This window comes from Cyclobacterium jeungdonense (assembly GCF_010994275.1).
GTDB classification, from domain to species: Bacteria; Bacteroidota; Bacteroidia; order Cytophagales; family Cyclobacteriaceae; genus Cyclobacterium; species Cyclobacterium jeungdonense.
The window spans coordinates 989424-1004186 of record NZ_WMCD01000001.1; the positions used below are offsets into that span (position 1 = coordinate 989424).

Sequence of the window (14763 nt, forward strand, 5' to 3'; positions counted from 1 at the left end):
GAAATTATAATTCGTCGTTTTTTGAACCGAGTAACTTTAGGTAGAGTAAAAAAACAATTCCTGAAAACAAATCAAAAATGGCTACTCCTAATGCCAGCGCAGAGAATAATCCTTTAAAAACGCCAATTGCCACTGCGATAAAAGCTCCAAATTTTTGAAGCGCGGACCAGAAAATTATTTGTTTATTACTAACAGAACTGTAAACAGCATGCAACACCATCCCACCAAAAAGGGCCATAAACATCCCGACGATGGCAAAGAAATGGGCGGCATCCGGACTGCTTCCGGTTTTGCCAACAAACCCCAGAATAAAGGTAGGTTTCACCAACTGAATCAATCCGGAAAAAAGGGTGATAAAGCCTATTAAAACCACCAAAAGCTCAATGTATCGGCTTGAAATGCCGAAAATTTTATCTTTATTCATGACTTTTCAGTTGATGTTTTGGTTTTGCTTTTGCGATAAAGAAATACATGGTAATACCCCACATGAGGGTCAATATGATCCAGCGGATGTCGTTTAGCCACATCCATTCCTGAAGCAGAACCTGGAGGGTGGCTTCGTCGCTTACTCCGGCCTTAAATTGATTGTTGATGTCCTCGATATAGGCTTGCTGAACAATTACAGGAGCCAAAAGTCCGGGTATCCAGGCGATGGGAACCCAACGTAGGCCTGTGTTCCATTCGGTGATCAGCATGATCACCAAAGCAGCAGCCATAATGGGAATAGTGATGAAAAAAAATTTCGTTGCCAAATCCGTCTGCGGGATGATGGCATCGTAGTAATTTTCCAGGTTTAATGTTTTGGGATAATTGGGAAACCAAAAGAAATGCAAGGACCAAAACATCCCCAAATACATGGATGCACAGAAGAAAATATAGGCATTATTCAGGTCGAGGAGTGTTTTTTTTACAGGATTCATGGTTTTATAAAATAGCTAAATTCAAATTCGGAACTTTTCATAATTGCTAATGGATGGCGCTGGCAACCATTCCTCACTGAAACCAAGTGGATAGACTGATTCCAATCCTTCCGGCATGCTTTCCGGAGGATCTTCATAGGTCATAAACCAGCATTGGAAATGGTCATCCAGAATGCCATTGGTTTCAGGCATAAAGGTGGTGAAAAAGGGATCAGGATTTAGGTCAATATGCCGCAAGGAGGCCACCCGGGGATGATCGCCAATGAATAGCTTACCCTTTGCTTTTCCGAATAGGTTGATCCCCGCTTTGGATTCAAAATAAATGTAGGAAGCCATGAGCATGTTGCGAAACCGGCAATAATTCGTTGCCCCCAATTTCATTTTTATGGATGGCGATTGGGGCTTATCAATTTCAATTCTAAAAGCAAACTGCCCATCCTTTTCATATTGGCTGCTCACATGTTCTGGGGTTTCTAAAAAATCCAGGTTGGCCTGGTGTTTTGGCATGCCCCAGATGCCCTTGCCCCCCTTTACGGAAATTTCGCTGCTCACCGGTAAATCCAGAATATACTGGCCGGTTCCGTAATGCCCCAGCAAAAGGGAATTCAAAAAGCGGGGAGCTGGTTGGGATCCATGCGTACAAGCGATAGCGATGCTGTATTCAATGTACTTTCCAATGCTGGTGTTCAGGTAATTGATGACTGTAATTAACAGTGCTGCTCTACCATTCGGCAGTTTCAGGGCGTGTATTTCATTACCCGGTAACAACTCGTTGGCTTTTTCCCAATCGCAGGAAAAACCAGCCATTAATGCCGGAGATCGGGAAGAGCTTACCGGCATTTGGTACGGTATCCCATCTACAAGGGCATACCTTCCGGTGTATCGTTTGATTCTCTTGGGGGGCATACGTGGATATTAACCAAGTTCTAACTCGTTTATCATTTTTGGAAACACATCGATGTGTGCATTTTTCCCGAAAAATACATCCAAATGACTGTAGCCTTCCAAAAGATACAACTTATGGAATCCGGGCTTCGTACTTTCGAGAAACCGAAATGTTTTTTCCTGGCTTTCTGACAAAAAACATTTGTTCTTTTTTCCTCCAAATAAAACCATTCTTGCAGCCGTTTTAGGAGGATCTGATACGTAATCAACTGCTTCATCATTATCCGGTGTCAACGCCCCGTGCCGCACACATTTTTGCATGTGTCTGAAAAAGGAAAGAGGAACATGGGCAAATTCATACTGAATCCATTCCTTGGTTTTTTCGTCCAGATTTTCCAATTCCCAGAGGGCTGGAAAACCGGAACCGTAGGTGAAGCTAACCATTTTACCTACCGTAGAGTCATTTTCCCAATGAGTGGCTTTCACAAAGGCCAAAATTAATTTAGATTTAAAATCGGGAGCCGTAAGGCCCCATTGCGGATCGAAATAATTGAAGAACCTACTGACAATAGGAACCAAAAGGTTTAACTTAAATTTCGAAAAAGCAGGCACGATGGGATGAAGCGATACCGCATTGCTGATAATCAATTTTACTTCCGGAATCAGCCCCATTACCGCAGACATCATAAAACTGGTACTGCCCTGGCAGTGTATAATGGCTTTTATCTCTTTTGATCCTGTGAGTTCACTCACTTTTTTTACCGCCGCTGGATGATCATTTCGGGCTACCTGATCCAGGTTCCACTCGTTAGGCTCCAGGTGAATACTCCCTCGCCAATTTTCTAACCAAACGTCGTATCCCTCTGCAGCTAATTGGTAAATGATATTATTTTTAGAGGGAGGATTAAAAATATTACTACTTACGCCCGCACCGTGCACCAGCATGACCGGTCCTTTTGTAGCTTTATTTGATTTAAAATGCTTTAAATCGCAAATAAACCCATCCAAGGCTTTAAATTCTATTGTCTCAAAATAAGCCGTCATATAAATTATTTTTCAATGGATTAATTTAACAAAATTAAATCGATTTTTCATGCTTATTTTCGCGATATTTTCCAATAAAAATAAGGCATATCCATTTAATTGCTTACTTCTGATGGTTAAAAAAAAAATTCTACCTTTGATTCAAACTATTCTTATTTAAACCATGAAATCGAGCATGACGTACCCGTCACACACTGGGATGATTATCAACCATGCGAGATTCTACCGATTTAATATCGGGACAGGCTATGTGGCCTTTGAAAAGCAAAAGATAAACATATGAAATTACCAGTAATCCTTATTACTATCCTGTTGATTAGCATGATGAGCTGTAAACCAGAATTAAATCATTCGGAGGAACAGGATATCATGGAAATAACAGCCATGAGTCACGCGAGGGCTGATGCATTTAATGCAGGCGATGCGGCTGCTATTGCGGTTCATTTCACCACAAACGCAGTTCTCATGGCACCAAATAGTCCCAAAGAAATAGGACTGGAAGCTGTAGAAGCTTATTATCAGGGAATTTTTGATGCCTATAGAACAGGCTTGGAAAGCGGATATGAAGCGGTTCGGGTAGATGGAGATTTGGCTTTCGGCAGGGGCTTTGCAAAGGTTACCCTCGTCTCCAAAACAACCGGAGACACGACCTATTCCACCTCCAAATACCTGAATATCCTGGAAAGACAGCCCGACGGAAGCTGGAAAACAACCCATGACATCTGGAATGCCAATGAATAACCAATTATTATGTAATTGAATTTATGCTCTTAAAAAGGATCCACATCTACCAAAAAACGAACCGAACGGAATTTTTTCTCCGCCTGCAACTCCATAATTTTTTCCATCAATTCTTTTTTGAAGTATTCCTGCACCGAAACCGACTTTTCTAGTTTGATCCAAATTTCAAAGAGGTACAGGTTTTTTATTTTTCCAATCAGGGATTTTTCCGGGCCCAGTACAATTTTTTTGGCTTCAATAGTCGTAACCAGGTTTTTTAGGTGAAGGGAAGCATTCTCCGCCGTTTTATAATCTTTGTGTTTAGTCGTTACCTTAATATTTTTTATAAACGGAGGATAATAAAACTGCTTGCGCTCACGGATCTCCTGTTGGTAGAAATCGGTATAATTTCCGCTCATTATCTGACTGAAAATCAGTTGATCAGGCCTCCTGGTCTGAATAACCACATCACCTGTTTTTTCCCTTCTTCCTGCCCGTCCAGCCACCTGGGTAATTTGTTGAAAAGCCCGTTCCCCCGATCTGAAATCCGGGAAATAAAGGATACGGTCCGCATCAACGACCCCCACCAGGGAAACCCTGTCGAAGTCCAGGCCTTTGGTGATCATTTGGGTTCCAACCAGAATATCCACATTTCCAGCACCGAAGTCCTCCAAAATACGTTGGTAGCCATATTTGCTTCTGGTGGTATCCAGATCCATTCTCGCAATTCGTGCCTCAGGAAATAGCAGGGACAGGTTTTCTTCAATTCGTTCCGTTCCTACTCCTACCGTGGTCAATTTATGACTTCCACAAGCCGGGCAAGCCTTGGGAGGCTTTTCTTTAAACCCACAATAATGGCATCTCAATTCTTCCTGATACTGATGGTAGGTGAGACTTACATCGCAATGCTCACATTGTGGAATCCACCCACAATCCTCACAAGAGATATAAGGCGCATAGCCTCTCCTATTCTGAAAAATTAACACTTGTTCCTGCCTGTTCAAGGCATCTTGTATTTTTTCTCTTAGAATTCGGGTAAAATCAAGTTTCAGCAGGTTTTTCTTTTTATCCTTGAGTATATCTGCCAAATGGAAGTGAGGGAGTTCTGCATTTCCGTACCTTTTGTCTAATTTCACATACCCGTATTTCCCGTTTTGCGCGTTAAAGAAAGATTCGAAAGCGGGAGTAGCCGAACCTAAAATGGTTTTGGCCTGATGCATCCAGGCAAGCATGATGGCTGCATCTCTGGCCTGAAACCGGGGCGCCGGATCAAATTGCTTATAGGAAGGTTCGTGCTCTTCATCTATGATGACCAAACCTAAACTGTCAAAAGGTAAAAATAAGGAGGACCGGACGCCAATAACAAAATTAAACCGACCCTTAAGCACTCCCTGCCAAACCTCTACCCGCTCATTATCCGAGTATTTTGAATGGTAAACGCCCATTTTGTTTCCAAATACCTTTTGCAACCGAAATACCAGATGGGTGGTCAGGGCAATTTCCGGTAGCAATAATAATACCTGCGATCCGCTGTCCAACACTTCCTTGATCAACTCAATGTAGATTTCCGTTTTGCCAGACCCGGTAATCCCGTGAAGTAATAGCGTATTTTTGTCTTCAAATTGCCCGTGAATTTCCTGCACAGCCTCCTGCTGAAGTGGGGAAAGTGTGATCGAATCATTTCCAACAGTTTGTTCTTCAAACCTGCTGATCGTTACCCGAAAGGATTCCAATACCTCTTTTTTTATCAAGGTATCGATGGAACTCTGCGAGCAGCCTGCATCCGTCAACACATTTTTAAGAAGACCGGCATCATTCAACTCCGGCTTTTGAAAAACCGGAATGAGCTGAAGGTATTGGAGCAATACCTGCTCCTGCTTTTGTTTCCCCTTGAGTTCTAAAAAAAGATCCTGTAGCTGATTTTCTTCGGTAAGAAATTTTTTTGCCAGCCGAATACGGTGCTCCGTTTTAGGACTGTATTTTTCTTTGACAGATTCATAGAGAAGCACTGCTCCCTTTGAAAGCAGGCTTTTGATGATCTTATGAATTGTTTTTCCAGGTAGAATTTGCTCAAACTGCTCCACCCTCATTTCATCATGTTTGGCAAGTGTTTCTAGAACCAGTAGTTCCCGACCGTCCATGGGAAAACCTGGGGCTTCCGGATCAAAATTTGGATGCAGGTGAACCCTGCTTTCGGTAGATAATTTTAGTCCGCTGGGAAGGGCTGCGTTCATCACCTCTCCTATATGGCAGCAATAATAGCCAGCCATCCAATTCCAAAACTTGATTTGCAAGGCGTTGACCACTGGGAAATCATCCAAAACATCCAGAATCGCTTTTGCCTGATAGATTTCCGGTGCTTTCGGGTGAACCTTCGCCACGATGCCGGTAAGGATTTTTCTATTACCGAATGGGACCATCACCCGATAACCAATACCGATTTGCTCCTGAAATTCAGCTTCTACCCGATACGTAAACCATTTTGGAATGGGTACAGGTAAAATGACGTCGGCGTACATGGGCTTGGATGTGGCTGCCGGGTAGGTATGCTCAAAAAGATCCTCCAATATAAATTCGTTTTCTAATCAGGACAAATGGGGTAACTGAAGCACGGCTTCTTCCAAACTACCAACTGGTTGATTACAGGTTTTATTAAAACATACAAAATACTGGTTATTACCTGCCGGTTTGTCTTTCAACAACGGTAGAAGCTCCTTTCCTGTACCAGCTGCTAGTACCGTGTTGGGATAATAGTGCTTTTGAAAATCCAGGCCCCTGCTTTCTGCATCTGGACCTAAAATGGCAATTTCAGCCGTTGGCAAGGTTTTTTCTAAGTATAAGTTAGCCCAGTTTGCTAAAAAAGAGGGCTCCTTCAAAAGCAATTCCTGAACCAGTTGCACCATATTTTCTGCCAGATCGAGGTATTCGTCTTTATACAAATAGATCCCCAAACGGTGTAAATTTCTGGCCATTATGGAATTGGACGCAGGTATTACATTGTCAAAAATCTCTTTTTTATCGGCAATTAATTTTTCGTTTTTTGGATCATTAAAAAAGAATAAGCTATCGGATTTGTCTAGAAACCGATCCATCACCCTTGTCATCAACAGATCCGCTCGCTCCAGCCATTTGGTATCGAAAGAAAGCGTATATAACGATATGAAAGCCTGAATTACTGCTGCATAATCTTCCAAAAAACCCGAGGTGTAAACTTCTCCTTCTTTATAATTCCGAAATAATTCATTTCCTTTAACCATTTCAGTCCAGAGAAAATTACCAGTAGAAAGGGCCTGGTCCCGATAAGATTCCTGATGAAAGGCATGGTATGCCTGGCATAATCCTTGAATTACCCATCCGTTCCATCCGCTAATAACTTTATCATCTAAACCTGGTCTTACCCGCTCGTTTCTCTGGTTAGATACGATCTGCTTTGCCTTATAGAGCTTTTCAATAAAATCCGATTTTGACATTTTCAATGAGTCGGCAATCTTTTCGTAATGCTCCTTTTGGAATAATATGTTTTCGCCGGATTCCCAGTTTCCCTCCGATTTAATGGCATATAACTTTGCAAACCAGCCGTAATCATCCCCGAGAAGCTGTTGGAGTTCAGCCGCTTTCCAGATATAATACTTTCCTTCCTTTCCCTCGCTGTCCGCATCCAAAGCAGCATAGAAGCCGTTTTCCGGGCTTTTCATTTCCCGCAGCAGCCACTGTATGGTTTCCTCGACTTTCTCCTTAAAAAATGCATCATCGGTGTACTGGAAGGCCTTGGCATACAGGGCGAGTAGCTGGCCATTGTCGTAAAGCATTTTTTCAAAATGAGGCGCAAACCATTCCCCATCCACACTATACCGGCAAAATCCACCTCCAACCTGGTCATATATCCCTCCCATTCCAATTTTTTTCAGGGTAAAACAGACCTTTTCACCCAAGTCATGCTGTCGGTCAAGAATAGCTAAATCAAGTAAAAATGCCCAAATGGAGGGCATGGGGAATTTTGGTACTCGTTTCATTCCACCCCAAACCGGATCAAACCCATCGATTAATTTTTCACCTAATAGCCGTATATCCTGAACCTGAAAAGAAGATTTTCGCGCCTTTAATCCGTACTTTTCTACCAGTGATAGCCGTAAACTCTTACCAAATCCCCTGGCACTTTTTGCCAACTCTTCGTGCTGATCCGAATACGCGTTTGCTATTCCGGAAAGCACTTTCATCCACTGAGGTTTTGGAAAATAGGTCCCCCCATAAAAAGGTTGCTGATCCGGCATCAAAAAAACGTTTAGTGGCCAGCCTCCTTGTATACCCATTGCCTGAATAGCGTCCATGTACAGGTTATCCAGATCTGGACGCTCCTCCCTATCAATTTTGATAGCCACAAAATGGGAATTCATTAGCTCCGCTACTTCCATATCTTCAAAGCACTCTTTTTCCATGACATGGCACCAATGGCATGCCGCATATCCTATACTTACAAGAATGGGTTTATCTTCGTTTTGGGCTTTTTCCAAAGCTTCTTCTCCCCAGGGGAACCAGTCTACAGGATTGGTAGCGTGCTGCTTTAGGTACAAGCTTTTACTTTGACTTAGTCTATTGGTTTTCATTTTCTAGGGTAGATGATGCATTATAATAGGCCTCAATTTGACGGAGTTGATCCATTATGGCATTTTTTTCAGCAGCAAAGTCAAGGCTTCCAGGCAAACTATCAACTTTATCCAACAAGGCTTTCAGAAACTTTCCGTGTTGAGGAGATAGCGGTTCGAAGGGCCTATGGCTAAGACTTTTGTGCACCTGATCGATTTCCTTCGTCAATTTTCGGGTATCGACATCGAAAAAGGAATCCTGGAATTTTTCCCAAATATAATCTTCAGCCATGGCATTTGGGTGAATAAGATCGTCTTTGTAGAATCGGTAATCTCGCAAGTCATCCATCATGAGTTCGTATGCAGGAAAATAGCCTATATTAGAATGGCTATGGGTTAATTGATCACATAAAACCCGGAGCATACTTTTACTAAGTTGATTTTCTGGAATCCCGTCTTTTATATGCCGAACAGGACTCAACGTAAGAACAATTTGAATGTACGGATTTACCCGTTTCAGGGACTTATTAAATATCTCAAAACTACCACTCATTTGCTCAAGTTCAAGTAGTTCCTTTTTAAATTCCCTTTGGGGAATTTTATGACAATTGGCCACTAAACGCCCGGACTTCCTATGGCGATAGGCAAATGCGGAACCAAAAGTAATAAAGAGGTGGCTGGCGGTTTGAAGGTGCCTGAAAGTTTCTCTTTGTTTTTGGGATAGCAAGCTCATCAACTCTTCTTTAGAAAAGGCGTTTAAACGGGAATGGCAATGAAAATGAACGAATTTTGCATGATGTTGGATGCATAAATCGGGGTCAAATGCCTGATCGCTAAGGGTCATCAAAAGGTTATCAAAGATGGAAATGGGATTGTAAACCACTCCAAAGGGATTGACCGACGCTTGAAATTTGAACTGTTCTAACCGATTTCCTATTGTTTCTGAAAAACAAGATCCAATGGTCAGCACATTATTAGGATGCGATACCTTTAGCTGGCAAGGGTTGATTCGAAATTCCGTTCTGAAATTTTTCATGCTTTTCTTATAATAAAAGCAAATTAACCAATGCGTAGGAAGAAGTAAAGCGAGACTGGAATACTTCTCGAAGAAACCAAAAAAAGAATACCTGGGGCGTATTGAGGAAACTTCTTCCCAATGGGGAAAATTGAGTGCAAAAAAAAAGCCAGTATGAACTGGCTTTTTCAGTATTCAAGGATGTAATGGGGAATTATTCCGCAATTACAACAAATTTAACATTGGTTTTTACTTCACGGTGAAGATCTACTTCTGCTTCATATTCTCCAGACGTCGACACCGGCTGATTGATGGATATTTTTTTCCTGTCAATTTCAATGCCTTTGTCTGCAAGAGCATCCGATAGTTGAAGGGTGGTAACCTTTCCAAATATTTTACCCGAGTCTCCAATCTTTGCTTTGATCTCCAAAGTAATACCTTCCAGTTTGCTGGCAACGGCCTCAGCTTCCGTTTTAATTTTTTCGGCTTTGTGCGCTGCTTGCTTGATGTTTTCTTCCAATATTTTCTTATTGGAAGAAGTAGCCAAAACCGCAAAACCTTGTGGGATCAGGTAATTACGTCCATAACCTGGTTTAACATCCACCAGATCATTTTTATACCCAAGTCCTTTTATATCCGTTTTTAAGATAACTTCCATTTCGTGTAATAATTTTAGTAGGTGAAGGATACAGAAGAATTATTTCAATCCGTCTGCTACGTAAGGCAACAACGCCAAATGCCTGGCTTTTTTAATGGCCTGAGCCACCTTTCGCTGGTATTTTGCAGAGTTACCTGTAAGTCTTCTGGGAAGAATCTTACCTTGCTCGTTCACGAATTTTAACAAGAAGTTAGGATCTTTGTAGTCAATGTACTTGATACCAAGCTTCTTGAATCTACAATATTTTTTCCTGGTCTGTTCTCTATTGATGGGTTCGTTTTTTAATGTCATTTCGCTGGCTCCTCCTTAGCTTCAGTTTTTTTGTTGAATTCACCCTTTCTCCTTCTTTCCGCATACTTAATACCATGTTTGTCCATAACAGTAGTCAGAAACCTTAAAGCAGTTTCATCTCTTCTGAAATTCAGTTCAAACTTCTTGATCGCGGTAGGATCTGCCTTGTACTCAACCAGCACGTAAAAACCCGTGGTTTTTTTCTGAATGGGATAAGCTAATTTTTTTAGCCCCCAATTCTCTACATTGATTACATCTGCTCCCAATTCTTTTAACAAGCCTACGTACTTGTCTACGGTATCCTTCATCTGAACTTCAGACAAAACGGGAGTAAGTATGAATACCGTTTCATAATTTTTTTGGAACATTCTTTTAAATTTTTATTTGTTGTTGTAAAACAGTTTGCAAAATTAAGGCTTAACCTGCAAAAAACAAAAATTACTTTGTTTATTTTACCTCGAACGTGCTACTTCCAATTTCCGCACCCTCTGAAAAAACCTTTACGGTGTACAAGCCCTTGGGGTAATCGCTGCCCTTTTCGTAATAATAGGTGAGCTGCTGTTGGCTGTTGTTAAAAATAAAATCTTGCTTTGACGTGTAAAAAACTTCCTTTCCTTCTAACTCAAAAGTCCCGGAGCCCTTGGCAATATCAAAAATGACCTGATCGTTTGGCGTTAACACTTGAATGAATACATCCCGAAGTCCCTCGGGAGCCACTTTGTTCTCGGCAATCGAAAATGAAACTTTTAATTTTGAAAGTTGCCGATTACGAAATTCGTCTATTCTTTCCCTGCCTCTGGAATTCACCGCAGCTACGATAATGTTTTCTGCCTTTAACCTGGACGCAATCGTCACTTTTTCTTCCAATTCATCGGTCTTTATATTAAGTTTGACCACCTCCTCTTCTACTTCTGCCTTGCTGGATTTTAATTCCTCATTTTCTGAAAATAGTTCCTGATTTTGCGCTCTAAGTCTGATTATATCGTTATCTTTCTCTTTGAGCAATCCTGAGTAAGCATCGATCCGCTTATTTAAAGCTGCAATTTCTGCCGCCGACCTGTTGGTTTCTACTCTTCTTTCTTGTATTAATTGATCCTTAATCCTAATTAGCGAATCTACATTTCCACCCAGTTCTTCAATTTCTCGAATCCGTAAATCTAATTGGAAGGTCATGGAATCCAGCCTGATATTTAAATCACTGTTTTCTTCCGTTAAGATTAAGATCTCCTCATTCTTTTGCGATTTCTCCTGATGATCGGTAAACAATCGCCAACCACTTAAAATGACCAATATGATCAAAACAATGATCAGAATATTTTTACCCTTTTCCGTTCCGGATGGATTCTCTTCAGGCTGCTCTTCCTTTGTCATAGCTTATGGAAAATTCAATTGTTATTAGCTTTTTCAACACCTGGTTTTCATTAACTTACCCCTGTGCCTGATCAGGATTGCATTTCGCAAAACAATCCTTTTTAAGGTAATTAACCCTTACATCAATTATCAGACCAATCAACAATCTAGGTATGGCAAAAACGCAATCTTAAAAGCCTATCAACAAATATATTACTTGAGATCAAACCTCAAAATTCAAGGTGAGAAAAAATCCGTTTTAAATAGCCATGACCAAATGAGTCTTTTCAGGATTCGGACGGAAAAATAATACCCCACATTCAAAGAAATCCATGCTACCAGTCACGCGAGGTGATTTTTTTAATTGGTTCCAGGCATATTTCATTTCCTTAGACCAGTGAATATCCGCAATGACTACGATGCTGGAATCGTGTAATTTAGGAGAAATGGCTTCAAAATAGGCGATGGTTGGAGCATACCGATGATTCGCATCCATTAGCACAAAATCGATGCTATCCACTTGCCGCACAATTTCACCCAGTGAATCATCCAGGTTTCCGGAAACCAAACGAACATTGTAATGGCTATCCAGGTGTTTTTTGGCTAACTTCATTTGTGCAGGGTCTCCCTCAAAGGAATAAAGTATTCCCTTGGCACCATTGCTCAAATAAGCAGTATTGATTCCAAGCGAAGTCCCTAAATCCAGGACGGTATTAGCCGGGGTTTGCTTACAAAGGAACTGGTAAACCAGGGAAAATTTGAGTGGGGTGCCGACGCGTTTCATTATCGTTGAGACTTTTCTTCCAGAGCTGGAATCCCAGCGGGATCCCGCCCCTAAGTCATCACTAATTATTTTGGTATTTTGCCTTAAAAAGAATTTTCGCTGCTTCTCCAGACTTTCTATCCCGCGTTTATTTTTCTTTAGGTAGCTTTTTAATTCCAGATAGGTGTTAAAATAAAACGGAGAATGCAAGCTATGTTCGTCCTCCTTTTCTAAAAAATAAATGAAGTATTCCCATGCCTGGAAAAACATCTTGTTGGATCAATTGTCGAAAATGGTGGCTATTAATTGAAATTCAGGAATGACCACGGTCACTAATTTACCATCCAGTAATTTCTCCATGGTGTATTTCCCCCTCATTTTGCCCATTCCGGATTTCAGGTTACATCCGGACATATAAGCATGGCACGACCCCGGTTCCAAGACCGGCTGCTGCCCTACTACACCATCCCCTTCTACTATTTTTAAAGAAGCAGCGGCATCAAAAATTTCCCATTTCCTTTTTAATAATTGAATGGTAAATGCGCTGTGATTTTCGATGGTCACTTTATAGGTAAAGACATGATGATGCTGACCGGGATTAGAAAACTCCTTCTGATAAGTCGCTTCCACGCTTACTTTTATTCCTTCTGTAATCGCAGTTACCATTCTGTTTTGTATTACAAAAACTTATTCGAAATTTGAATTGTCTTAACAAATATACCAATAGAAATTTTATTAATGGACGTCAAAATAGAAAATAGTTGGAAAGAATTGTTGCAGGATGAGTTTTCGAAGCCTTACTTCGAATCCCTCGCCAATTTTATTAAACAGGAATACCAAACCAAAACCATCTATCCGAAAGGGTCTCACATTTTTAATGCCTTCGAGTTTTGCCCGGTGGATCAAACCAAAGTAGTTATTTTGGGACAAGACCCGTATCATGGGCCTGGACAGGCCCACGGTCTTTCTTTTTCCGTGCAGGAGGGAATCCCTTTTCCTCCTTCCCTGTTGAACATATTTAAAGAGCTAAAAAGTGATCTGGGTCTGCCCTTTCCTTCGCATGGCAACTTGGAAAAATGGGCAAAACAAGGGGTCTTATTGCTCAATGCGACCCTGACTGTAGAAGCCCACAAGGCCGGGAGCCATCAAAATAAAGGTTGGGAAATGTTTACCGATAAAGTAGTGGAAACCCTGGCTAATAGGAAAGAAAATATTGTCTTTCTACTTTGGGGGGCCTATGCACAAAAAAAAGCACAAATTATTTCAGATGACCGGCATTTAAAACTCCATGCTCCTCATCCAAGCCCCCTATCTGCGCACAGGGGGTTTCTGGGGTGCAAGCATTTCAGTCAGGCAAATGCTTACCTGGAAAAATCAGGTTTGACATCTATAAAATGGTAAAAAAAATAGCACCGGCGAGAAACCGATGCTATTTTTTAGATTTTTTCCAATTTAGTCGATGGATTTGAAAAAGCGATTCCATCTGATTTTGTTGAACATAGACTTGTGTTTTTCCAACGAAAGCCATAAAAACCAGGCTTTCCCTACCACGTGGTCTTCCGGTACAAAACCCCAAAACCGGGAGTCCAGGGAATCGTGCCGGTTATCTCCCATCATAAAATAATAATTTTGTTTAAAGGTATAGTTTTCTTGCTTCTCTCCTTTAATAAATAGGTCATTCCCTTCCATGCGCAGGTCTTCATTGCCTTCAAATTTTTCGATGGTATACCCATACCTTCGCACGTTGTCTTCGGTAAGTTGGATCGTCTTTCCTTTTGCCGGCACTTCAAGTGGGCCAAAATTATCCTTGTTCCATCCATAATAAGCACCGTCCGGAAAAATATTCGGGTCCCCTTGTCCGGGTTTGCTAACCCGTTTTCTTACCGAAGCAATTGCAGGCGATTTTTCCAATTCACGTACCATTTCTTCGGTTGCAAAAATAAAATAACCCGAATTATCCGAAAAGGGATAATAGCTATCCGGATTGATGCCATACCGATCAAAGAAATCAGCATTTAAGGGGCGATTTGTAGTAAGATCGTAAGAAAATTGCATTTCTTCAGGCATGGCAGCCGCTTCTCCGTTTACGAACAATTTTGCTTCTCTGATTTCAATTACGTCTCCTGGAATTCCAACCCCTCGTTTGATGTAATTCGTCTTTAGGTCAACTGGATAGTGGAATTCTTCCGGATAATTAAACACCACTACATCGTTTCGCTTAATGGAGGTAAATCCCGGCAAACGATAATAAGGTAACTGGATGGCTTCGGAATAGGAAGGTATTTCGGTTCCCCAAATTTTCTGGTGGGTAAGGGGTACCTGAAGAATGGTTTTGGGCACCCGGGTACCGTAATGCATTTTACTAACAAAGAGAAAGTCTCCCACCAAAAGGGATTTTTCCATTGAGGCTGTGGGGATTGTAAAAGGCTCCAGAAGTAACCAACGGATCAGGCTGGCTGCAATGACTGCAAATAATAAGGCATCAACCCATTCCCTTGCGGCTGATTTTTTCTTTCTTTCTTGACTCATTTTTT

16 protein-coding genes are annotated in these 14763 nt (G+C 41.3%); 2 read left to right on the top strand and 14 right to left on the bottom strand.

The features are described from left to right. Window positions 1-4: 4 nt before the first annotated feature. Genes GKS34_RS03815 through GKS34_RS03830 form a run of 4 tightly spaced genes read right to left on the bottom strand, consistent with a single transcriptional unit; the run spans window position 5 to window position 2849 of the window. Window positions 5-424, bottom strand: coding sequence for a patatin (locus tag GKS34_RS03815; protein WP_163383459.1), 420 nt, complete (start codon window positions 422-424; stop codon window positions 5-7). Next, a complete protein-coding gene (locus tag GKS34_RS03820; protein ID WP_163383460.1) occupies window positions 417-920 on the bottom strand; it encodes a hypothetical protein in 504 nt (167 codons plus the stop codon). Before GKS34_RS03820 ends, GKS34_RS03815 begins: the two co-directional genes overlap by 8 nt. Before the next feature lie 21 nt (window positions 921-941). Continuing rightward, window positions 942-1826, bottom strand: a complete 885-nt coding sequence (locus GKS34_RS03825; RefSeq protein WP_163383461.1) for an acetoacetate decarboxylase family protein — start codon at window positions 1824-1826, stop codon at window positions 942-944. A gap of 9 nt (window positions 1827-1835) precedes the next feature. Continuing rightward, the gene (locus GKS34_RS03830) at window positions 1836-2849 is read right to left on the bottom strand and encodes a lipase family protein (RefSeq protein ID WP_163383462.1); all 1014 of its coding nucleotides are present in this window, start codon (window positions 2847-2849) and stop codon (window positions 1836-1838) included. Between the two features lie 279 nt (window positions 2850-3128). Here GKS34_RS03830 and GKS34_RS03835 point away from each other — a divergent pair, with 279 nt between their 5' ends. Next, the gene (locus GKS34_RS03835; protein ID WP_163383463.1) at window positions 3129-3590 is read left to right on the top strand and encodes a YybH family protein; all 462 of its coding nucleotides are present in this window, start codon (window positions 3129-3131) and stop codon (window positions 3588-3590) included. A gap of 29 nt (window positions 3591-3619) precedes the next feature. Here the strand turns inward: GKS34_RS03835 and priA are convergent, their stop codons facing one another. The 9 genes from priA to apaG all read right to left on the bottom strand — a co-directional run bounded on the left by priA (window position 3620) and on the right by apaG (window position 12895). After that, window positions 3620-6136, bottom strand: a complete 2517-nt coding sequence (gene priA, locus GKS34_RS03840; RefSeq protein ID WP_435380172.1) for a replication restart helicase PriA — start codon at window positions 6134-6136, stop codon at window positions 3620-3622. Window positions 6137-6154: 18 nt separating this feature from the next. Then, window positions 6155-8173: a thioredoxin domain-containing protein gene (locus GKS34_RS03845; RefSeq protein ID WP_163383464.1), complete on the bottom strand. Its 2019-nt coding sequence runs from the start codon at window positions 8171-8173 to the stop codon at window positions 6155-6157. Next, window positions 8160-9188 carry a GSCFA domain-containing protein gene (locus GKS34_RS03850; protein ID WP_163383465.1) on the bottom strand — a complete coding sequence of 343 codons (1029 nt, stop codon included), beginning with the start codon at window positions 9186-9188 and terminating at the stop codon, window positions 8160-8162. Before GKS34_RS03850 ends, GKS34_RS03845 begins: the two co-directional genes overlap by 14 nt. 193 nt (window positions 9189-9381) lie before the next feature. Further along, window positions 9382-9825: a 50S ribosomal protein L9 gene (rplI, locus tag GKS34_RS03855; protein ID WP_163383466.1), complete on the bottom strand. Its 444-nt coding sequence runs from the start codon at window positions 9823-9825 to the stop codon at window positions 9382-9384. A 39-nt stretch (window positions 9826-9864) separates the two neighbouring features. Then, a complete protein-coding gene (rpsR, locus tag GKS34_RS03860; RefSeq protein WP_092169188.1) occupies window positions 9865-10116 on the bottom strand; it encodes a 30S ribosomal protein S18 in 252 nt (83 codons plus the stop codon). Then, window positions 10113-10484, bottom strand: a complete 372-nt coding sequence (rpsF, locus tag GKS34_RS03865) for a 30S ribosomal protein S6 (protein ID WP_163383467.1) — start codon at window positions 10482-10484, stop codon at window positions 10113-10115. Before rpsF ends, rpsR begins: the two co-directional genes overlap by 4 nt. Before the next feature lie 79 nt (window positions 10485-10563). Continuing rightward, window positions 10564-11487, bottom strand: a complete 924-nt coding sequence (locus GKS34_RS03870) for a DUF8428 domain-containing protein (protein ID WP_163383468.1) — start codon at window positions 11485-11487, stop codon at window positions 10564-10566. A gap of 238 nt (window positions 11488-11725) precedes the next feature. After that, window positions 11726-12499, bottom strand: a complete 774-nt coding sequence (locus GKS34_RS03875; protein WP_163383469.1) for an O-methyltransferase — start codon at window positions 12497-12499, stop codon at window positions 11726-11728. Between the two features lie 9 nt (window positions 12500-12508). Further along, on the bottom strand, window positions 12509-12895 hold the full coding sequence (apaG, locus tag GKS34_RS03880) for a Co2+/Mg2+ efflux facilitator ApaG/CorD (RefSeq protein WP_163383470.1): 387 nt from the start codon (window positions 12893-12895) through the stop codon (window positions 12509-12511). Between the two features lie 72 nt (window positions 12896-12967). Here apaG and ung point away from each other — a divergent pair, with 72 nt between their 5' ends. Further along, complete coding sequence (ung, locus tag GKS34_RS03885; RefSeq protein ID WP_163383471.1) at window positions 12968-13630, top strand: uracil-DNA glycosylase; 663 nt, start codon at window positions 12968-12970, stop codon at window positions 13628-13630. Window positions 13631-13681: 51 nt separating this feature from the next. Here ung and lepB read toward each other — a convergent pair whose 3' ends face one another. Beyond that, a complete protein-coding gene (lepB, locus tag GKS34_RS03890; RefSeq protein ID WP_163383472.1) occupies window positions 13682-14758 on the bottom strand; it encodes a signal peptidase I in 1077 nt (358 codons plus the stop codon). Window positions 14759-14763 lie beyond the last annotated feature (5 nt).